The following is a 20097-nucleotide window of genomic DNA, read 5'->3' as shown; positions in this document are numbered from 1 at the left end:
CAGGCAAGCATTGTTACGTTTTGCTGAGCGCCTTGTGGCAATGCCATCTATCATCGGGACATTCCCCTTCTTTTCTGCCTGGCCGCTCTTCTATGCCCCTGACCTCCAAAGGCCCACGAAGCCGAGTTGCCCGTTATTTCTTCAGCACAGTCTGCGGCCTGCTCCCGGTTTTGCTGGGGGTCATGATTCTTTATTGGCAAGCCGAGCGCACGCTTGAGCAAAGCACCGCGCAAACGGCCCGGGAAGCGGTACGTCAGTTCGACTTGATGCTCGACAATACCGCCCTCGCGGCCCAGGAGCTGTTGCCGCTGGCCGGCTCGCCGTGTGACAACGCGGCGAAGCTGGCACTGCGTGAGCAGGTCACGCGCCGACCATTCGTGCGCGCCACCACCTTGTCCTGGCAGAAAAACATCTATTGCAGTTCATTGTTCGGCAGCAGGTATGAGTCGCCGGTCAATCCTGAAGACTACGTCGGCGGACGCCTGTGGTTGATGAACGGCAACCCCGTCACGCCGGATACCGCACTGCTGGTGTACCGGTTGGTTGACGGTGATCGAGGCGCGTTCGCCTCAATTGACGGCTACCACCTCACCAATGCCCTACGCCTGATCAGCCGCTACGCCTCCCTGGTGTTAAAGGTGGGTTCCAATTGGCTGGACGCCGACGGCAAGGTCCATGCTGACGCGCCGCCGGAATTCGCCACAGCCCCTCACATCCTGGCTTCCAGCCGCTATCAATACAGCGTCGACGTCGGCATGCCCGAGGGCGAAGTCTGGCGTTACATGCAGGCGCGTTATCCGGCCGTGTTCAGTCTGGTGGTGTTTTTTGGTGTGCTGGCCGGCACCCTCGCCCACTGGCTGCAGAAGCGCTCTTCAGCGCCCACCCACGAGTTGCGACGTGCCCTGGACGCCAACGAATTCATTCCATATTTCCAACCGGTGGTGCGCGGCGATACGCGCCAATGGGCCGGCTGCGAAGTGCTGATGCGCTGGAAACACCCGAAAGAGGGTCTGGTGCGACCGGATTTGTTTATTCCCCTGGCCGAGCACTCCGGGCTGATCGTGCCCATGACGCGCGCCCTGCTGCGCCAGACCGCCGCGCAATTGGCGCCGCATGCCGAGCGCTTCAGCCCGGGCTTTCATATCGGCGTGAACATCACCGCACGCCATTGCCAGGACCTGGAGCTGGTGGACGACTGCCGGGAGTTCCTTGCGGCCTTTGCGCCAGGCCAGGTCACCCTGGTACTGGAACTGACCGAGCGTGAGTTGATCGAGCCCACCGACATCACGCGGCGCCTGTTCGACGCGCTGCACCAGCTGGGCGTGATGATCGCCATCGACGACTTCGGCACCGGGCATTCGAGCCTGGGTTACCTGCGCAACTTCAATGTGGATTACTTGAAGATCGATCAAAGCTTCGTCGCCATGATCGGTGCGGATGCACTCTCACGGCATATTCTCGACAGCATCATCGAGCTGTCCGCCAAGCTCGATCTGGGTATCGTGGCCGAGGGCGTGGAAACCGCGCAACAGTGTGATTACCTTGTCGCAAAAGGTGTGGACTTCCTGCAAGGCTATCTGTTCGGCCGTCCATTACCGGGTGATGAATTCATTAAGTCGGTGACGCGTCAGTGAACAGTCAGCGACTGCCTTCACGGCAAACATTGTTATTCAGACAAAAGACATGATTTACTCGAAGTGGATTAACTACTACAATTTTTCGTGCCGGCGATACACGCATAGCCAGGTGTTTTCGTTGAGTTAGCTTAATCCTCTTGGCTTAAGGCTTTCTTCGCAGTAGATATCAGCTAACTACACTATTGGAGTACAGATTTTGTCCAGACTCGCCGAATTTCGCGCAGCAGAAAAAGCCCTTCAAGAGCAGCTTGCCCAGTTGGAGTCCCTGAAGAACGACGCCGGGCTGAAGAAAGAAATCGAATTTGAAGAAAAGCTTAAAAAACTGATGGGCAGCTATGACAAGAGCTTGCGCGATGTGATTTCCATCCTTGATCCAAACCCGGCCAAACGCGGCGCTACACCTGCCGCCGCGCCGAAACAGCGCCGCGCACGCGTGGTCAAGGTCTACCAGAACCCGCACACCGGCGAACTGATCGAGACCAAAGGCGGCAACCATCGTGGCCTGAAAGCCTGGAAAGAAGAGTACGGCGCAGACACAGTGGATTCCTGGCTTCGCGGTTGATTAACATGCACTAACAAAAAGCCCCGCCTGAGCGGGGCTTTTTTCGTATTGGGTTCGTAAACGAACTTAAATTAAAGTTCATGTGGGTTCACATCAGCGCTTTTAAAGTTTGAGGCTATCACGCACTGAACCGACTGCGTCCTGGCTGGCCTCGTATGCCTGGGCCTGGCCCGCATATGAAAAAACGTAGGCTTTATCTGCATCCACCGCGCCCACTAGTGTCTGCGACAGCACGTGCCGGCCGTTCTCGGTAATCACACAAGTAGTTTCAAGCGCGTCAAGGCGGCTCAATGTAGTGGCATGCATTTTGGTGCACACGCTTTGATAGCCGCCCTGAGCAAAGTCTTTTTGGATGGACTTACGCATTTCCAGCAAGACACCGTGAAGATTGACCTTGTGTCCGGCCTCAATTGGCGTACCCGTCAACTCCATCACCATCAAGGTCTTGCCATTTTCGTCATTCTTGATCGCACGCTGTCGGGTCACGGCCTGACGCTTCCCGGCGGCGTTGGCGTCGGGTTCAACCTCCTCCACCTGCCAGCCACTGGGCCAATGGATCTCCGGGTCGGCCGCCAATACGAACGGGCTCGCCAGCAGTAGACACAATGTACTCAACAGCGGTTTACGAAACTCGATCATTGCAAAAAGCATCCAAGGTTCCAGCGCCAAAGTTTGCGGCCCCAGACCCGCAGCTCGCAAGGGCCGCGTCAGCTTTTTCATTTGGCGCGATTGGCAGGCCTTGCGTATCATGGCTCGGCAGCACGGATGCTTGCCGCAAGCCAAGGGACCGCTTTGCCCCATTTTTTTCTGGAGGGCCCATGAGCCTGCACGAACTGAACACCTTTCCCGGCGTCACTGCACAACCTGACACCGCCACCGCGAACTTCGTGTTCAACCACACCATGCTGCGCGTCAAGGACATCACCAAGTCGCTGGATTTCTACACCCGCGTACTGGGTTTTTCCCTGGTTGAAAAACGCGATTTCCCGGAAGCCGAATTCAGCCTGTATTTCCTCGCCCTCGTGGACAAGGCACAGATACCGGCTGACGCCGCCGAGCGCAACCAGTGGATGAAGTCGATTCCTGGCATCCTGGAACTGACCCACAACCACGGCACCGAAAACGATGCTGACTTCGCCTACCATAACGGCAACACCGATCCGCGTGGCTTTGGCCATATCTGCATCTCGGTGCCGGATATCGTTGCGGCATGCGAACGCTTCGAGGCACTGGGTTGTGATTTCCAAAAGCGCCTGAGCGACGGCCGCATGAAAAGCCTGGCCTTTATCAAGGACCCGGATGCGTACTGGGTTGAAATCATTCAGCCAGCGCCGATGTAACGCTGTGTGACGCCGAGCGTCACCGCATGCATTCCCACGCGGAGCGTGGGAATGAGAAAACCCCCATGATCACTCAGGGGGGTTTTTTATTTGCGCGGTGGACTTTCAAGCAGGCGCGGAGGTGCGGATCAAGTGGTCGAACGCACTCAGGGAAGCCTTGGCGCCCTCGCCCACGGCGATGACGATCTGCTTGTAAGGTACGGTCGTCACGTCACCGGCGGCGAATACACCCGGCAATGAAGTCTCACCTCGTGCATCGACGATGATCTCGCCGCGAGGTGTGAGTTCCACGGTGCCTTTGAGCCAGTCGGTGTTAGGCAGCAAACCGATTTGTACAAAGATGCCTTCCAGGTCGATGGTCTTGAACTCGCCACTGTCGCGATCCTTATACGCAAGGCCGGTGACTTTCTGACCATCGCCTTTGACTTCACTGGTCAAGGCGCTGGTGATCACATCAACGTTCGGCAGGCTGTACAGTTTGCGCTGCAACACAGCGTCGGCGCGCAGCTTGCTGTCGAACTCCAGCAAGGTGACGTGACTGACGATACCGGCCAGGTCGATGGCAGCTTCGACGCCGGAATTGCCGCCACCAATCACGGCCACGCGCTTGCCCTTGAACAACGGACCATCGCAGTGCGGGCAGAAGCACACGCCCTTGGCCTTGTATTCCTGCTCGCCCGGCACACCCATTTCGCGCCAGCGTGCACCGGTGGCCAGGATCACGGTCCTGGACTTGAGCGTCGCACCGCTTTCGAAGCGGATTTCGTGCAGCTCACCGGCATTTTTCGCCGGCACCAGGCTGCTGGCACGCTGCAGGTTCATGATGTCCACGTCGTACTGGCGCACATGGGCTTCCAGCGCGCTGGCCAGTTTAGGGCCTTCGGTTTCCTGTACCGAGATAAAGTTCTCGATGGACATGGTGTCCAGTACCTGACCACCAAAACGCTCGGCGGCTACACCGGTACGAATGCCTTTGCGCGCCGCGTAGATCGCAGCCGATGATCCCGCCGGACCACCGCCGACAACCAGTACATCAAAGGCATCCTTGGCGCTGATTTTCTCGGCGGCTTTTTCGATACCGCTGGTGTCGAGCTTGGCGAGGATTTCTTCCAGGCCCATGCGGCCCTGGCCGAAGTTCACACCGTTAAGATAGACACTGGGCACCGCCATGATCTGGCGTTCATCCACTTCGGCCTGGAACAGCGCGCCATCGATGGCCACGTGACGGATATTGGGGTTGAGCACGGCCATCAGGTTCAGTGCCTGGACAACGTCCGGGCAGTTCTGGCACGACAGCGAAAAGTAAGTCTCAAAGCTGAACTCGCCTTTCAAGGCACGGATCTGTTCAATCACTTCGACACTGGCCTTCGACGGGTGGCCACCGACTTGCAGCAGGGCCAGCACCAGCGAAGTAAATTCATGCCCCATGGGGATGCCGGCGAAACGCAGGCTGATCTCGGCACCGGGGCGATTGATCGAGAACGATGGCTTGCGCGCATCATTGCCATCGGTGTTCAGAGTAATCAGCGCAGTGAGGCTGGCTACGTCCTGCAAAAGAGCGAGCATTTCCTGGGATTTCGCCCCGTCATCGAGGGAGGCGACGATCTCGATTGGCTGGGTAACCCGCTCCAGGTATGACTTCAACTGAGCTTTAAGATTGGCGTCCAACATACGGGCGATTTCCTTTAATTCCGGGTAAAAAAAACGCCCGAGCGAATCTCGCCCGGGCGTTTTTGAGGGCGGTTGCAGCTTACTGAGTAGGTGCGGATACCCGCCCTTGAGACTTCACAGACTTAGATCTTGCCGACCAGGTCCAGGGACGGAGCCAAGGTGGCCTCGCCTTCTTTCCACTTGGCTGGGCACACTTCGCCCGGGTGGGCAGCAACGTACTGGGCAGCCTTGATCTTGCGCAGCAGCTCGGAAGCGTCACGACCAACGCCGCCGTCGTTCAGTTCAACGATCTTGATCTGGCCTTCCGGGTTGATCACGAAAGTACCGCGGTCCGCCAGGCCGGCTTCTTCGATCAGCACGTCGAAGTTGCGGGAGATGGTCAGGGTCGGGTCGCCGATCATGGTGTACTGGATCTTGCCGATGGCTGGCGAAGTGTTGTGCCAGGCAGCGTGGGCGAAGTGGGTGTCGGTGGACACGCTGTAGATTTCCACGCCCAGTTTCTGGAATTCGGCGTAGTTGTCAGCCAGGTCTTCCAGTTCGGTCGGGCAAACGAAGGTGAAGTCGGCTGGGTAGAAGAACACGACAGACCACTTGCCTTTCAGGTCAGCGTCGGTCACATCGACGAAGCTGCCGTTTTTGAAAGCGGTGGCTTTAAACGGTTTTACTTGGCTGTTGATGATAGGCATCGTTGACTCTCCGTCAGGTTGTGTAAAAGGGCTTAATAAGTTGATGGGATGAATCCTACCCACTCTTGGCGACGATGGCTCATTGGCAAACCTGATGCTGACGATTGGGTTTCTCTATCAGACAGCTGTATTAATAGAAGAAATCTCAAAGTAACGGTTGGGTCGCCAGGGTCATGCCGAGAAAGGGCGTTGCTTCAACATAGCGCATGGCCGATTTCATATCGCTCCAACCGACGTAACTCATCAACGACTTCAAATCCCAGCCGCTGCGATGAGCCCAGGTAGCGAAACCACGTCGCAGCGAATGGCTGGTGTACTGCTCGGCAGGGATGCCCGCCCGTTCCAGCGCCTGGCGCAATAACGGAATCACGCTGTTGGGGTGCAACCCCTCCTCGCCCAGGTTGCCCCAGCGATCGATCCCGCGAAACACCGGTCCGCGCACCAGTGCCGAAGCGCTGAGCCATTCGCTGTAGGCCTGCACCGGGCACAGGCGCAGCAGTGCGGGGGTGTGGTAGGTCTTGCCGAGGTTGTCGCGATCGCTCTTGCTGCGTGGCAAATACACACTGATGCCGGCTCCGGGCTCCGCCTGCACATGCTCGATGCTCAAGCGACACAGCTCATCGCTACGAAAACCACGCCAGAACCCCAGCAGGATCAGCGCAGTGTCGCGTTTGGCACGTAGCAATCGGGGCCGGTCCCCATGGGCGCCGGCCTCCCTGGCCTCAAGCTCGAGCGACGCCACCACCTGCTCCAGATGCTTGAGCTGCAGCGGCTCGGCCTGCCGCTCCCGCGCAGGGTGCACGGCACGAATACCCTTGAGCACCTTGCGCACCACCGGTGCCTTGGTTGGGTCGGCAAACCCCTGACTGGTATGCCACTGCGCCAATGCCGAGAGGCGCAACTTCAGGGTGTTGACGGCCAGCACGCCCGCATGCGCGACCAGATAGCGCGCCACGCTGTCGCTGGTGGCGGGCAGGAATCCACCCCAACTCACTTCGAAATGCTCGATGGCTGCGCGGTAGCTACGGCGCGTGTTGTCGCGGGTCGCGGCGTTCAGGTAACGATCAAGATCACTCATGGCGGGGGCCTATTCGTACTACGGACGTTGGATCGACGTTAAAAAAGTGTCTAACACGGGATAATACGCCAATATCCCATCTGTTAAATCATGAATTCAAAGTGTTTTTTTGTTATGCTACAGTATGTATATACATACCCTGTACCACAGTACGAAATCGACGGAGACCCCATGGCTCGCGGTGGCATAAACAAAGCAGTAGTCCAGACGGCACGCCTGGCAATCCTCGCCCGTGGTGAAAACCCCAGCATCGACGCCGTGCGCATCGAGATGGGCAATACCGGCTCAAAAACCACGATTCATCGCTATCTGAAGGAGCTGGACGAAAGCGAGACCCGCCAAACCATCACCGAAGCACCCATCGACGATGAACTGGGCGAATTGGTGGCACGGCTCGCCCAGCGCCTGAAAGAAAAGGCCCAAGAGCCTATCGATCTCGCCCTGGCGCAGTTTGAACAGCACAAAAGCGCCCTGCTCACTCAGCTTGAAACGCTGCAGCAAGCCCATGATCAGCTGCAACATCAGTTCGATATCCAGGCCGCAGCCCTCGCTGAGGAAAGCGCCGCCCTGCAGACCGCCAGCACCAGTCTGCAGACCGAGCAAACGCGCAACGCAGGGCTTAGCCAGGCGTGCGGCGATTACGAACTGAGGATCAAGGACAAGGACGAGCAGATTCGCTCCCTGGAAGACAAGCACCTGCACGCCCGCGATGCGCTTGAGCACTACCGCAATGCGGTCAAGGAACAGCGTGAGCAGGAGCAGCGTCGTCATGAAGGCCAGTTGCAACAGGTCCAGGCGGAACTGCGTCAGGCCCAGCAGAGCGCACTGGTGCGTCAGGATGAAATCACCCAGCTGCATCGGGACAACGAACGCCTGTTGATCGAGCACCGAGTAACCGCGAAGGATCTGAGCGCACTGCAGGAGCAACTGCGCAAAGACCAGGCCTTGCAGCTCAAATTGAATGAGAAAATCAGCCAGGTCGACAGCGAGCGCACGCTGCTTCAGGAGCGCTTGCGGGTGGCGCTGCTGGAAAGCCAGTCACGCCAGGCGGCGCTTACTGAACATCAGCAGGCCAACAAGGCGCTGGAACTGGACCTGATCAAGGCCCAGGCCAGTATTGAAGCGTTGCGCCTGGCCGCCGTCGCTGCAACGGCGCCAGAGGCCACGAGCGAAACCTGATCAGCCCGCCACAGGCGTGCGCATGGTGACGAACTCTTCCGCCGCCGTCGGGTGCACGCCGATGGTTTCGTCGAAATGCTGCTTGGTCGCGCCCGCCTTGAGCGCGATCGCCAGGCCCTGCACGATTTCGCCGGCGTCAGGCCCGACCATGTGGCAGCCCAGCACTTTGTCGGTGTCGGCGTCGACCACCAGCTTCATCAGGGTCTTTTCCTGACAGTCCGTCAGGGTCAGCTTCATGGGCCGGAAGCGGCTTTCGAAGATCTGCACCTTATGACCGTTCTTCTTCGCGTCCTCTTCCGTAAGGCCCACCGTACCGATATTCGGCAGGCTGAACACGGCCGTCGGAATCATCGCGTAATCCACCGGACGGTACTGCTCGGGCTTGAACAGGCGACGGGCCACGGCCATGCCCTCGGCCAGGGCGACAGGGGTCAATTGCACGCGACCGATCACATCGCCAATGGCCAGGATCGACGGCTCGGCGGTTTGATACAACTCGTCCACGCTGACAAAGCCACGCTCGTCGAGGGTGACGCCGGTATTCTCCAACCCCAGGTTGTCCAGCATCGGACGCCGGCCGGTGGCGTAGAACACGCAGTCGGCTTCCAGCACCCGACCGTCTTTCAAGGTGGCCTTGAGACTGCCATCGGCTTGCTTGTCGATGCGCTCGATATCGGCATTGAACTGCAGGTCCAGGCCGCGCTTGGTCAGCTCTTCCTGCAAATGCTTGCGCACCGCGCCATCGAAGCCACGCAGGAACAGGTCGCCGCGATACAGCAGCGAGGTCTGCGCACCCAGGCCATGGAAAATGCCCGCGAACTCAACGGCAATGTAGCCACCGCCCACCACCAGCACACGCTTTGGCAGTTCTTTGAGAAAGAACGCTTCATTAGAGCCAATGGCGTGTTCACGGCCTGGAATGTCCGGAATTTGCGGCCAGCCGCCCGTGGCGATCAGGACATGCTTGGCGGTGAAGTGCTCACCGTTGATTTCCACCTGATGGGGATCAACCAGGCGCGCATGCCCTTCATGCAGGGTCACGCCGCTGTTGACCAGCAGGTTGCGATAGATGCCGTTGAGGCGGTTGATCTCACGGTCTTTATTGGCGATCAGGGTCGCCCAGTCGAAGTTCGCTTCACCCAGCGACCAGCCGAAACCGCTGGCCTGTTCGAAGTCTTCGGCGAAATGCGCGCCGTACACCAACAGTTTTTTCGGTACGCAACCGACATTGACACAGGTGCCACCCAGGTAGCGGCTTTCCGCCACGGCCACCTTGGCGCCAAAGCCTGCGGCAAAACGCGCCGCGCGAACACCGCCGGAACCGGCGCCAATTACATACAGGTCAAAATCGTAGGCCATTTCATTCTCCTCGGCAGGACACCAGCATACCGACTTACATGGGGCTGAAAAACGGAAAAGCCACCCGAAGGTGGCTTTCACTTGAAACAGATGAGCAAGGGTGAATCAGTACGCCTTGCCAGTCTTGTAGAAATGCTCGTAGCAGAAGTTGGTAGCCTCGATGTAGCCTTCAGCACCGCCGCAGTCGAAACGCTGGCCCTTGAACTTGTAGGCAATCACGCAACCGTCTTTGGCTTGCTTGAGCAGGGCATCGGTGATCTGGATCTCGCCGCCCTTGCCCGGCTCGGTTTCTTCGATCAGCTTGAAGATGTCCGGGGTCAGGATGTAGCGGCCGATGATCGCCAGGTTCGACGGTGCATCTTCCGGTGCAGGCTTCTCGACCATGTCACGCACGCGGATCAGGCCATCACCAATGTCGTCGCCAGCGATCACGCCGTACTTGTTGGTTTCGGTCGGGTTGACTTCCATTACCGCAACGATGGTGCAGCGATATTTCTGGTAGAGCTTGACCATCTGGGTCAGCACACCGTCGCCTTCCAGGTTCACACAGAGGTCATCAGCCAGTACCACGGCGAACGGTTCGTCACCGATCAGCGGGCGACCGGTAAGGATGGCGTGGCCGAGGCCTTTCATCTGGGTCTGACGGGTGTAGGAGAACGAGCATTCGTCGAGCAGCTTGCGAATACCGACCAGGTATTTTTCCTTGTCGGTGCCCTTGATCTGGTTTTCCAACTCGTAGCTGATGTCGAAGTGGTCTTCCAGCGCGCGCTTGCCGCGACCGGTCACGATGGAGATTTCATTCAAGCCGGCATCCAGTGCCTCTTCGACGCCGTACTGAATCAGTGGCTTGTTCACCACCGGCAGCATCTCTTTGGGCATGGCTTTGGTCGCTGGCAGGAAGCGAGTGCCGTAACCGGCTGCTGGGAACAAGCATTTCTTGATCATATGAGTCCTTACAAAGGGCTGTACGTACGGAATTCGGCGCAGTCTAATCAGGCCGCAGTCACCTTACAATGGGTCCTGCTGGCGCCGCGATGTCATCATAGAGAAAAAATATGGACGTAAGTTCCAACGATCTTTCAATGGGCGGACTGACCGGCACTCGAGCCTCACTGTTTTAACGAGTCGCACTCTTTGTAGCATGCTTTTCATTACCCGGCACCGGGCATGAATTACTTGGGCAACGCCAGGGTATTTGCGGCTATCATTGCGCACTTGAATCAGCTTACGAGACTGCTAATTAGATGTCAGAACCAAAAGGCGTAAACGGCTACCTGATCACCCAACGTGCGGACGGCTGGCACTTGATCAACTTCCATGGCGACAGCGTCGCGGGCGCTTTCGCGACCGAAAGCCAGGCAATTGCAGTCGCCGAAGTATTCGTGGATGAAGCCGGTCATGCATCGAGCAAGCGGCCAAAAGGCAAGTAAGCCACGCAGCCTTGCAGCAAAAGCCCCGCAAAGCGGGGCTTTTTTGTGTTTGGCTGTACCTAGATGGCAGTTCGCTATAATCTTCCGCCAACGCCCCACAACAGTGTCAGCGCCCCCCTCCCACACCTTCGAAGACGATTCTCTATGAACAAGATCCTGGCATTCACTGCGGTATTGGCGCTGGCCGGCTGCACCACCACATCCGACACTTACCTGAAAAATGGTGAGCAAGGCCTGACCATCGACTGCTCGGGCGAAGCCAACTCGTGGGCCAGTTGCTACGAGAAAGCCGACGCCTCCTGCGCGGGCACCGGCTACCGTATCGTCGGTACCGACGGAACCCCGGCCCTCAAGGAAAGCGAACAGACCCTGGGCAAGGACGTGGGCAATTTCAAAAGCCGCAGCGTCCTGGTGGTGTGCAAGTAAGCCTTGGCGCTACAGGTGAACTTCGGCGAACTTGATCCCCAGGCCGCGCAAGGTTTCGATCAGGTCATCCAGGCGCGGGAATGACTCGACCTCATCCTGATCGTCCACCAGGAAGTAACTGCGGCCGTCACTTTTCTTGAAAAATACGATCCACTCGCCCAGGTCGGCAGGGTTCTGGATGACGTGGGTGGCTGTGATCTGACCCTCAGCATGGCGGTCTTTGACGTGTTCTCGCTTCATAACGGGACGTTCCAGGCAGGTCAATGCCGCTCAGACCGAGGGTTTGAGCGGCATTCTTGTAGACAGTGACCAACAGTTTAACGGATGCCTTGCCCGATCAACACGCCTTCCACAGTCTGGCCATAGAGATTGACCCCGTCATTGGCGTGAAACTTGATACGGGTCTTCTCGATCGACCCTTCAACCAGCCTCGGATCCTGCGGGCGTTCGTGGCTGTTGATATACGCGGCGACGTCCCACGCCTGCTGATCGCTCAAGCTGCCGATCTTGCCCAACGGCATGTTGTGCTTGATGAAGGAGGCCGCCGTGTTGATCCGGTGCATGCCAGCCCCCCAGTTATAGGAATCCTTGCCCCACAACGGCGGCATCACATACCCCTCGCCGACTTTCTGCCCCTGCCCTTGCGCACCATGGCAAATTGCGCACTGCCCGTTGTACACCTGCGCGCCTTGAGCCAGGTCATATCCATTGGTCGGTTGCGCCACATCGGGATAACCGCGCCCCGGCAGTTCGACACCCAGAGGCGCCTTGCTGGAGAGCCAGTAGGCGTACACCGACAGCGCGGTAATCTCGGGACTGTCCGCGGCCGGCGGGGCACCGCCGTTCATGCTGAACTGGAAGCAGCCCTGCAAGCGCTCGGCAAAGGTATTGACCTTGTCGTTCTTCTTGCGGTACGCCGGATACATGGGATACGCGCCCCACAAAGGCGCCGAATTGGCCATGCGACCCTGATCCAGATGGCAGTTGCTGCAATTGAGCCCGTTGCCGACAAATTGCGGCGCCAGGCGCTTGGTGTCCACGAACAACTCATACCCCTGCCTGACCAGCTTGCCGTAGGCATTGTCCGGCAGTTCGCTTTCCTGGGGCGGTTCAAAGGCTGGGACATTGGCATGCTTGGCGGCCTGCAATTGCGACTGATCTTCCATGGCGATCGTGGCAGCCTGGGCGGGCAACGCAATGAGCATTCCCATCAATATGATTGCCTTCATGGCGTGGCCTCCAGCGGCAACGAGGCGAAGTAATGGGCCACGCCCTGCACCTCATCCGGAGTCAGGGCTTTGGCGATGTGCCCCATCAGATCATTGGGATCGTTGCGCCGCGTGCCGTTCTGCCAAGCGTTCAGTTGCGCCACCAGATAAGCGGCGGGCTGGCCGGCCAAGGGCGGAAATGCATCCCCCACGCCAACACCAGCGGGACCGTGGCAACTGACGCATGCGGGGATCTGCCGTTCCCACGCACCTTGGAGGGCCAGTTTCTGTATCGGGTTGGCCGGCATTTGGCTACGAGGTACCGCAGCGATCATGGGAGCAGGCATCGCGGCCACGGCATCGCTCAATGCTGAGATTTGCGCATCGGTGAGCGCGCTTGCCAGCGGCTGCATCACCGGATGACTTCGCGCGCCGCTGGCGTAGTCCGCCAACTGCTTGCGCACGTAGTGTGCCGGCAACCCCGCCAGCCTGGGGAAACCTGCCGCGGCCAGCCCCAGCCCATCGGCGCCATGACAGGCCACACAAGGCATCGCGCCGGGCTGCGAACCGCCCTCGGTAAAAATCTTGTTGCCATCGAGCGCGTAAGTGTTGCCCAACAGCAACCATAACGCGCCTCCCATCAGTGCTCGCTCCAGAGACCTCATCACAGCTCCATCTGTATAGTTATAAGCTTAGGCGATAAATGCATAACCTCACAGATGGTAGGGGAATTGGCCTTCCGCTACAACACCAAAAAAGTACAAAAAAAGCCCCACTCTGCAGGATCGAAGAGACTCGTTCCTGGAGAGTGGGGCTTTTATCGGATTCAGTTCGTGGAAATACGCCCTGGCTTAGCCGGAAATGCAATCCTCCCCGGCTTTCTTCACATCGCCCGGGCGAATCGGCACGTTGGACATGCTTTCATAGAGCTTGATGCTGCTGCCACTGGAGCGGTCCTCGATTTCGAAGATCGCTGACGGATCGGCCGAAAACTTCTGCGGCACAATCACTTGAATTCCTTCCTTATGGGGTTCGATCTGTGACGGACGACGTGTCGCCTCCAACTTTCGCACCACGCAGGCCGCATATTCCTGCGGCTTTTTCCCGGAAATGACCACCAACGTGGGTGGGGTCTGCTTGATATCGGCAACCGAAGCACACCCGCCTATTGCCAAGGCCAGCACCAACACACTCCACTTCATACTAAAACCTCCGATAAAGACCCTACGACAGCGGGCATAGGGAATTTCTCCCGCCAATGTAAGATTTATCTCTAAAAACTCGGTAAATAACTGTTTTAAATTGTCGAAGTCGTCGACGACGGCCCGATAATAATCGCGCTGGGGCTGATAAACTCCATCTTAACCTACGTATCGTTCTGATTTTTCAGAAAAAGCCCTTCTGGAGACACCCCATGAAATTCATCCATCAGCGTGAGCACCTTAACGAGGGCGACATTGTCGTCATCGAATGCTCACAGACCTGTAATATTCGTCTGATGAGCGATGCGAATTTTCGCAGTTTCAAGAACGGTGGTCGCCATACCTATCACGGTGGCGCATTCGACAAATTCCCGGCGAAAATCACCGCGCCAAGCACCGGTTTCTGGAACATTACCCTGGATGTGGTCACACGCCGCGCCATCAGTGTTACCCGCAAACCGGCGCTGTCCCACAAGATCCGCATCGTTCGCCGCACCAGCACCAAGCTGAGCTGACCCGAACACCGTAAGGAAGAAAGCCGTGAACGCCACGATCAAATACGTCATCAAGTACAAACTCAACGGCGAACGTCGCTTCGAATTCGCCCAGTTGACCAGCAACAGCGTCGAAGAAGCCCGCCAAGCCCTGGCGAAAATCCACGATGCAAGCGACGAAATTACTGACATCAACGTGAGCAAGGCGCTGTAAGCCATGGCCGGCCCTACCGCTGACCTGTTCGCCGACGATGCTTTGCAACAACCTGCAAGGCGCGAACAGATTGGCGAAGAGTCCTACGTCCTGGGAGGTTACGCCCTGCCCTGGATTGATCGTTTATTGCCCGATCTGCGGCGTGTCCTGGCCCAATCTCCGTTTCGGCAGATGGTCACGCCCGGCGGCTTTACCATGTCGGCCGCGCTGAGCAGTTGTGGCGCGCTGGGCTGGACCACCGACACGCGCGGCTACCGCTACAGCCCTGTCGATCCGTGCAGCCAGCAGCCCTGGCCGGCAATGCCCGACGCGTTGCGCGAATTGGCCGTCTCGGCGGCAAACGCGGCTGGTTTCCGCGATTTCTCGCCGGATGCCTGCCTGATCAATCGCTACGTACCCGGCGCAAAAATGTCGCTGCACCAGGACAAGAACGAGCGGGGCTATGACGCGCCAGTGGTATCGGTGTCCCTCGGACTGCCGGCGATTTTCCTGTTCGGCGGCCATCAACGCAGCGACAAAGCACAAAAAGTCTCGCTGTTTCACGGTGATGTGGTGGTCTGGGGCGGTGTGGATCGTCTGCGCTACCACGGCGTGATGCCGGTCAAGGAAGGCGTGCACCCGGTCATGGGGCCGCAACGCATCAACCTGACCTTTCGCACCGCCGGCTGATTTGACCGCAAGCTTCGGGGTGCCGAGCGCGAACCACAGGGTTAATCTGCCGATCACCACTCAAGAGTGCAGGCCATGAACAATCCACTAGACCCACGCTGGGCCGCCATCGTTGCCCGCGATGCCAAGGCCGACGGGCTGTTTGTCTACGGCGTGAAAACCACCGGTGTGTACTGCCGCCCCAGCAGAGCCTCGCGTTTGCCGCGCCCGGAAAATATCGAATTCTTCGACACGCCGGCACACGCCGAAGCCGCCGGTTATCGTCCCAGCCGACGCGCCGCCGGCGACCAGACCCAACGGACCGCCCACCATGCAAAGCTGGTCGCCGACGCGTGTCGCCAGATAGAACTAGCCGAAACGCCACCCAGCCTGGAGGCCCTCGCCCGTCAGGCCGGCTTGAGTTCCTTTCATTTCCATCGCGTGTTCAAAGCCATCACCGGCCTCACACCCAAGGGGTACGCTGGCGCCCTGCGCTCGCGCAAAGTGCGTGATGGGCTCAAGGGGCAGCAGTCGGTCACCGATACGCTGTACGACGCCGGCTTCAATTCCAACAGCCGCTTTTATGCAGCGGCTGACCAGGTGCTCGGCATGAAGCCCCGGGAGTACAAGGCCGGCGGCGCCAACAATCTGATTCGTTTTGCGGTGGGCCAATGCTCGCTTGGAGCGATTCTGGTGGCGCAGAGTCAGCGCGGCGTGTGCGCAATTCTGCTCGGTGACGATCCGGATACGCTGGTGCGGGACCTGCAGGACCAATTCCCCAACGCCGAACTGGTCGGCGCGGATCGAGATTTCGAACACTTGATCGCCCAGGTCGTGGGCTTTATCGAAGCGCCCGCCCTGGGCCTGGACCTGCCGTTGGATCTGCGCGGCACGGCCTTCCAGGAACGGGTATGGCAAGCACTGCGGGACATTCCGGCGGGCAGCACGGCCAGCTATGCGCAGATTGCCCAGCGTATCGGCGCGCCCACTTCATTTCGCGCCGTGGCCCAGGCCTGCGGCGCCAACCACTTGGCGGTGGCAATCCCCTGCCATCGCGTGGTGCGCAGCGACGGCGCCCTGTCCGGCTACCGCTGGGGTGTAGAGCGCAAGCGCACGTTGCTGGAGCGGGAAACATCAAGCTGACCCCGTTGCATAAAGCACTGCCCTCGTCCAGTGAATAAAACAGACTGGCCTGGCGCCAAGTGCCCTGCTAAAACAGCGAAAAGCCTCACTGACGCTGGAGACGCATCCCATGAGCACCTGGCCAGACATGCGCATTCTCGACCTGTTGGGCATCGACCTGCCTATCATCCAGGCCCCCATGGCAGGCGCGACCACCACCGCCATGGTGATTGCCGCCAGCCAGGCCGGCGCACTGGGCTCCATGCCCGCTGCGGCGCTGGGCATCGAGCAACTGCGCGACGCGTTGGCATTCATCCGCCAAACCGGTACCGGCCCCCTCAATGTCAACTTTTTCTGCCATCAGGCGCCCGCTGCGAATGACGAGCAGGACCGCCGCTGGAAAGCGTTGCTGGAGCCTTACTATCGTGAACTGGGCGCCGACTTGGATGCGCCGACGCCGGTGTCCAATCGTGCCCCCTTCAATGAAGCGGCGTGTGAAGTGATCGAAACCTTCCGTCCTGAAGTCGTCAGCTTTCACTTTGGCCTGCCATCAAAAACCTTGATGGACCGGGTGAAAGCCACTGGCGCCAAGGTGCTTTCATCGGCCACCACGGTGGAGGAAGCGGTCTGGCTGGAACAACACGGCTGCGACGCGATTATTGCAATGGGCATCGAGGCCGGTGGACACCGCGGTATGTTCCTCAGTGATGACCTCAACAGTCAGATCGGCTTGATGGCGCTGCTGCCGCAGGTCGTCGACGCTGTCAGCGTACCGGTGATCGCAGCCGGCGGGATCGCGGATTCGCGCGGGATGCTCGCGGCGTTTGCCCTGGGCGCCTCGGCGGTGCAGATCGGCACGGCGTACCTGTTCACCCCTGAAGCCAGCGTCAGCGCGGCCCATCACCATGCCTTGCGGCATGCCCAGGCCAGCGACACGGCCCTCACCAACCTGTTCACCGGGCGCCCGGCAAGGGGCATAGTCAACCGTGTGATGCGCGAGTTGGGCGCGATCAACCGCGCCGCACCGGCATTTCCTCGGGCCGGTGGTGCATTGATGCCCCTGAAGGCCAGGGACGAAGCGGGTTTCAGCAACCTGTGGGCAGGCCAGGCTTTGCGTCTGGGTCACGAACGTTCAACTTACGACCTGACCCGCCAACTGGCTGAGCAGACATTGGCCAAACTGCGCTAGACGCGCGAGCTCCTTCAGCACTTCGCACTGTACCGGCACCCGGCAACCGCTATATATTCCCGTACATAGCGGCAATCGGCCGTATCCCCTCAAGGAGTTGCTTCATGATGATCCGCGCCGCGCGCCTGGCCCCCCTGCTCGCCGTCTTCGCCCTGGGTTCGACGCAGGCCGATGAAGTACAAGTGGCCGTCGCCGCCAACTTTACCGCGCCGATCCAGGCGATCGCCGCCGACTTCGAGAAAGACACCGGTCACAAGCTGGTCGCGGCCTACGGCGCCACCGGGCAGTTCTATACCCAGATCAAGAACGGCGCGCCGTTCCAGGTGTTCCTCAGTGCCGACGACACCACTCCGCAAAAGCTCGAGGCCGAAGGCGATACCGTCAAGGGCTCGCGCTTTACCTACGCGGTGGGCACCCTGGCCCTGTGGTCGGCGAAAGAAGGCTACGTGGATGCCCAGGGTGACGTGCTCAAGCAGAATGCGTTCAAGCACCTGTCCATCGCCAACCCGAAAGCCGCGCCGTACGGCCTGGCCGCCACTCAAGTGCTGGCCAGGGAAGGCTTGACCGAAAAGGTCAGGGACAAGCTCGTCGAAGGCCAGAACATCACCCAGGCCTATCAGTTCGTGTCCACCGGCAATGCCGAGCTGGGCTTTGTGGCGCTGTCGCAGATATACAAGGACGGCAAAGTGTCCAGCGGCTCGGCGTGGATCGTGCCCTCCTCCCTGCACGATCCGATCAGACAAGACGCGGTGATCCTCACCAAAGGCAAGGACAGCGCTGCCGCCAAGGCGCTGGTTGATTACCTGAAAGGGCCGAAAGCCGCTGCGGTAATCAAGTCTTACGGTTATGCACTGTAAATGCCGCTCACGAGTGCTGATTTTTCCGCGATCTGGTTGACGATCAAGCTGGCGTCGCTGACTACGGTGATCCTGTTGGTGATCGGTACGCCGATCGCCCTGTGGCTGTCGCGCACCCGTTCCTGGTGGCGCGGCCCCATCGGTGCAATCGTCGCGTTGCCCTTGGTGCTGCCGCCGACGGTCATCGGCTTCTACTTGCTGTTGACTCTGGGGCCCAATGGCTATGTCGGCCAGTTCACCCAATGGCTGGGCCTGGGCACCCTGACCTTCAGCTTCGCCGGGCTGGTGGTCGGTTCGGTGATCTACTCCCTGCCCTTCGTGGTGCAACCCCTGCAGAATGCGTTCTCGGCCATCGGCATGCGCCCGCTGGAAGTGGCCGCGACCTTGCGAGCCAGCCCCTGGGACACCTTTTTCACGGTGATCCTGCCGCTGGCTCGCCCAGGTTTTATCACCGCATCGATCCTCGGCTTCGCCCATACCGTCGGCGAGTTCGGCGTGGTGCTGATGATCGGCGGCAATATCCCGGACAAGACCCGGGTGGTCTCGGTGCAGATCTACGACCACGTCGAAGCCATGGAATATGCCCAGGCCCACTGGCTGGCCGGCGCGATGGTAGTGTTCGCGTTCCTTGTGTTGCTGGCGCTCTACTCCAGCCGTAAAACCAAAATGGGCTGGAGCTGATTGCAATGATTGAAGTACGCCTGCACCTGAAGTACACAGGCTTCGCGCTGGACGTGGAACTGCAATTGCCCGGCCGCGGCGTAACCGCCCTTTACGGCCCTTCCGGCTCCGGCAAGACCAGTTGCCTGCGCTGTATCGCAGGCCTTGAGCGCGCCGCTGAGGGGTTTGTGCAGATCAACGACGAGGTCTGGCAAGACAGCCGTAACGGGCTGTTCGTGCCGCCGCACAAACGCGCCCTGGGCTACGTTTTCCAGGAGGCGAGCCTGTTTCCCCATCTATCGGTGCGGGATAACCTGGCGTTCGGCCTCAAGCGCATCCCACGTGCACAGCGGCGCGTTGAAATGGCCCATGCCACTGAGCTGCTGGGTATCGCTCAGCTGCTCGAACGCGACCCACAGCACCTGTCCGGCGGCGAACGCCAGCGCGTCGGCATCGCCCGCGCCCTGCTCACCAGCCCTCGACTGCTGCTGATGGATGAACCCTTGGCGGCCCTCGACAGCCAGCGCAAAAGCGAGATCCTGCCTTACCTCGAACGCCTGCACGACGAGCTGGATATTCCGGTGCTGTACGTTAGCCATGCCCAGGACGAGGTGGCGCGACTGGCCGACCACATCGTCTTGCTCGGCTACGGCAAGGCCCTGGCCAGCGGGCCCATCGGCGACACCCTGGCGCGGCTCGATCTGCCCCTGGCGTTGGGCGACGATGCCGGTGTGGTGGTCACGGGCAGCGTGATTGCCTACGACGCCCCCTATCAGTTGCTCACCTTGCAATTGCCCGGTTGCCCGTTGCAGATCCGCGTGGCCCACACGCCGATGGCCCTGGGCAAACAGCTGCGGGTCAAGATTCAGGCACGGGACGTCAGCCTCAGCCACCAGGCGCAAGAGCACAGCAGCATCCTCAATCGCCTGCCGGTGACCGTCATCCAGGACGTCGCGGCGGATAACAGTGCCCACGCACTGGTGCGCCTGGACGCCGCTGGCACACCGTTGCTGGCGCGCATCACGCGGTTCTCGCGGGACCAATTGAATGTGCAGCCGGGTCAGGTGCTGTGGGCGCAAATCAAGGCAGTGGCGGTGCTCGCCTAAACCATTTGGCACGACCGCAGGGTGACGCG

24 protein-coding genes are annotated in these 20097 nt (G+C 59.6%); 14 read left to right on the top strand and 10 right to left on the bottom strand.

The genetic code is table 11. From position 1 onward, the window contains the following. Positions 1–92: 92 nt before the first annotated feature. Entirely contained in the window at positions 93–1634 is a 1542-nt protein-coding gene (locus MRY17_RS12140; RefSeq protein WP_243353838.1) for an EAL domain-containing protein, read from the top strand. Between the two features lie 199 nt (positions 1635–1833). Continuing rightward, on the top strand, positions 1834–2199 hold the full coding sequence (locus MRY17_RS12135; RefSeq protein WP_181283681.1) for a histone-like nucleoid-structuring protein, MvaT/MvaU family: 366 nt from the start codon (positions 1834–1836) through the stop codon (positions 2197–2199). A gap of 102 nt (positions 2200–2301) precedes the next feature. Here the strand turns inward: MRY17_RS12135 and MRY17_RS12130 are convergent, their stop codons facing one another. Next, on the bottom strand, positions 2302–2838 hold the full coding sequence (locus MRY17_RS12130) for a DUF4946 domain-containing protein (RefSeq protein WP_181283691.1): 537 nt from the start codon (positions 2836–2838) through the stop codon (positions 2302–2304). Positions 2839–3017: 179 nt separating this feature from the next. On the opposite strand from MRY17_RS12130, the gene gloA reads away from it, so the two are divergent. Next, a complete protein-coding gene (gene gloA, locus MRY17_RS12125; RefSeq protein WP_181283680.1) occupies positions 3018–3539 on the top strand; it encodes a lactoylglutathione lyase in 522 nt (173 codons plus the stop codon). 105 nt (positions 3540–3644) lie between these two features. On the opposite strand, the gene ahpF is transcribed toward gloA, so the two are convergent. The 3 genes from ahpF to MRY17_RS12110 all read right to left on the bottom strand — a co-directional run bounded on the left by ahpF (position 3645) and on the right by MRY17_RS12110 (position 6974). Then, positions 3645–5210: an alkyl hydroperoxide reductase subunit F gene (gene ahpF / locus MRY17_RS12120; protein ID WP_181283679.1), complete on the bottom strand. Its 1566-nt coding sequence runs from the start codon at positions 5208–5210 to the stop codon at positions 3645–3647. 122 nt (positions 5211–5332) lie between these two features. Continuing rightward, the gene (gene ahpC / locus MRY17_RS12115; RefSeq protein WP_003191303.1) at positions 5333–5896 is read right to left on the bottom strand and encodes an alkyl hydroperoxide reductase subunit C; all 564 of its coding nucleotides are present in this window, start codon (positions 5894–5896) and stop codon (positions 5333–5335) included. Positions 5897–6041: 145 nt separating this feature from the next. Then, the gene (locus MRY17_RS12110; protein ID WP_191955406.1) at positions 6042–6974 is read right to left on the bottom strand and encodes a site-specific integrase; all 933 of its coding nucleotides are present in this window, start codon (positions 6972–6974) and stop codon (positions 6042–6044) included. 171 nt (positions 6975–7145) lie between these two features. Here MRY17_RS12110 and MRY17_RS12105 point away from each other — a divergent pair, with 171 nt between their 5' ends. After that, complete coding sequence (locus tag MRY17_RS12105; protein ID WP_243353837.1) at positions 7146–8153, top strand: DNA-binding protein; 1008 nt, start codon at positions 7146–7148, stop codon at positions 8151–8153. Here the strand turns inward: MRY17_RS12105 and gorA are convergent, their stop codons facing one another. Together gorA and galU are read right to left on the bottom strand one after the other, a co-directional pair. Further along, positions 8154–9512, bottom strand: coding sequence for a glutathione-disulfide reductase (gene gorA / locus MRY17_RS12100; protein ID WP_181283676.1), 1359 nt, complete (start codon positions 9510–9512; stop codon positions 8154–8156). A 105-nt stretch (positions 9513–9617) separates the two neighbouring features. Next, complete coding sequence (gene galU / locus MRY17_RS12095; RefSeq protein WP_003173830.1) at positions 9618–10457, bottom strand: UTP--glucose-1-phosphate uridylyltransferase GalU; 840 nt, start codon at positions 10455–10457, stop codon at positions 9618–9620. A 299-nt stretch (positions 10458–10756) separates the two neighbouring features. Here galU and MRY17_RS12090 point away from each other — a divergent pair, with 299 nt between their 5' ends. Both MRY17_RS12090 and MRY17_RS12085 read left to right on the top strand, forming a co-directional pair. Further along, positions 10757–10942 carry a hypothetical protein gene (locus MRY17_RS12090; RefSeq protein ID WP_049713265.1) on the top strand — a complete coding sequence of 62 codons (186 nt, stop codon included), beginning with the start codon at positions 10757–10759 and terminating at the stop codon, positions 10940–10942. A 144-nt stretch (positions 10943–11086) separates the two neighbouring features. Next, positions 11087–11368, top strand: a complete 282-nt coding sequence (locus MRY17_RS12085; protein WP_181283675.1) for a hypothetical protein — start codon at positions 11087–11089, stop codon at positions 11366–11368. A 9-nt stretch (positions 11369–11377) separates the two neighbouring features. Here the strand turns inward: MRY17_RS12085 and MRY17_RS12080 are convergent, their stop codons facing one another. The 4 genes from MRY17_RS12080 to MRY17_RS12065 form a co-directional block, all read right to left on the bottom strand. Then, a complete protein-coding gene (locus tag MRY17_RS12080; RefSeq protein WP_181283674.1) occupies positions 11378–11608 on the bottom strand; it encodes a hypothetical protein in 231 nt (76 codons plus the stop codon). A gap of 77 nt (positions 11609–11685) precedes the next feature. Further along, positions 11686–12597, bottom strand: a complete 912-nt coding sequence (locus tag MRY17_RS12075) for a c-type cytochrome (protein WP_181283673.1) — start codon at positions 12595–12597, stop codon at positions 11686–11688. Continuing rightward, a complete protein-coding gene (locus MRY17_RS12070) occupies positions 12594–13217 on the bottom strand; it encodes a c-type cytochrome (protein ID WP_243353836.1) in 624 nt (207 codons plus the stop codon). The genes MRY17_RS12075 and MRY17_RS12070 overlap by 4 nt, the downstream gene beginning before the upstream one ends. A 210-nt stretch (positions 13218–13427) precedes the next feature. Next, complete coding sequence (locus MRY17_RS12065; RefSeq protein WP_181283671.1) at positions 13428–13778, bottom strand: hypothetical protein; 351 nt, start codon at positions 13776–13778, stop codon at positions 13428–13430. A 212-nt stretch (positions 13779–13990) separates the two neighbouring features. Here MRY17_RS12065 and MRY17_RS12060 point away from each other — a divergent pair, with 212 nt between their 5' ends. The 8 genes from MRY17_RS12060 (at position 13991) to modC (ending at position 20068) form a co-directional block, all read left to right on the top strand. Beyond that, positions 13991–14293 (top strand): DUF1883 domain-containing protein, encoded by a 303-nt coding sequence (locus tag MRY17_RS12060; protein WP_003173824.1) that lies wholly within the window; start codon positions 13991–13993, stop codon positions 14291–14293. A gap of 25 nt (positions 14294–14318) precedes the next feature. Next, entirely contained in the window at positions 14319–14486 is a 168-nt protein-coding gene (locus MRY17_RS12055) for a hypothetical protein (RefSeq protein ID WP_181283670.1), read from the top strand. Positions 14487–14489: 3 nt separating this feature from the next. Beyond that, positions 14490–15155: a DNA oxidative demethylase AlkB gene (gene alkB / locus MRY17_RS12050; RefSeq protein ID WP_181283669.1), complete on the top strand. Its 666-nt coding sequence runs from the start codon at positions 14490–14492 to the stop codon at positions 15153–15155. Between the two features lie 75 nt (positions 15156–15230). Next, positions 15231–16277 carry a bifunctional DNA-binding transcriptional regulator/O6-methylguanine-DNA methyltransferase Ada gene (ada, locus tag MRY17_RS12045; protein WP_243353835.1) on the top strand — a complete coding sequence of 349 codons (1047 nt, stop codon included), beginning with the start codon at positions 15231–15233 and terminating at the stop codon, positions 16275–16277. Positions 16278–16386: 109 nt separating this feature from the next. After that, positions 16387–17445, top strand: coding sequence for an NAD(P)H-dependent flavin oxidoreductase (locus MRY17_RS12040; RefSeq protein ID WP_243353834.1), 1059 nt, complete (start codon positions 16387–16389; stop codon positions 17443–17445). Positions 17446–17549: 104 nt separating this feature from the next. Further along, the gene (gene modA, locus MRY17_RS12035; RefSeq protein WP_431768380.1) at positions 17550–18302 is read left to right on the top strand and encodes a molybdate ABC transporter substrate-binding protein; all 753 of its coding nucleotides are present in this window, start codon (positions 17550–17552) and stop codon (positions 18300–18302) included. Beyond that, the gene (gene modB, locus MRY17_RS12030) at positions 18303–18983 is read left to right on the top strand and encodes a molybdate ABC transporter permease subunit (protein WP_243353833.1); all 681 of its coding nucleotides are present in this window, start codon (positions 18303–18305) and stop codon (positions 18981–18983) included. It abuts the gene before it with no gap. Positions 18984–18988: 5 nt separating this feature from the next. Next, the gene (modC, locus tag MRY17_RS12025) at positions 18989–20068 is read left to right on the top strand and encodes a molybdenum ABC transporter ATP-binding protein (RefSeq protein ID WP_243353832.1); all 1080 of its coding nucleotides are present in this window, start codon (positions 18989–18991) and stop codon (positions 20066–20068) included. Positions 20069–20097: the final 29 nt, after the last annotated feature.

Source organism: Pseudomonas orientalis, from assembly GCF_022807995.1.
Lineage (GTDB): Bacteria > Pseudomonadota > Gammaproteobacteria > Pseudomonadales > Pseudomonadaceae > Aquipseudomonas > Aquipseudomonas orientalis_B.
Note: the sequence above shows the minus strand (reverse complement) of the source record. Positions and strands in the feature narration are given on the sequence as shown.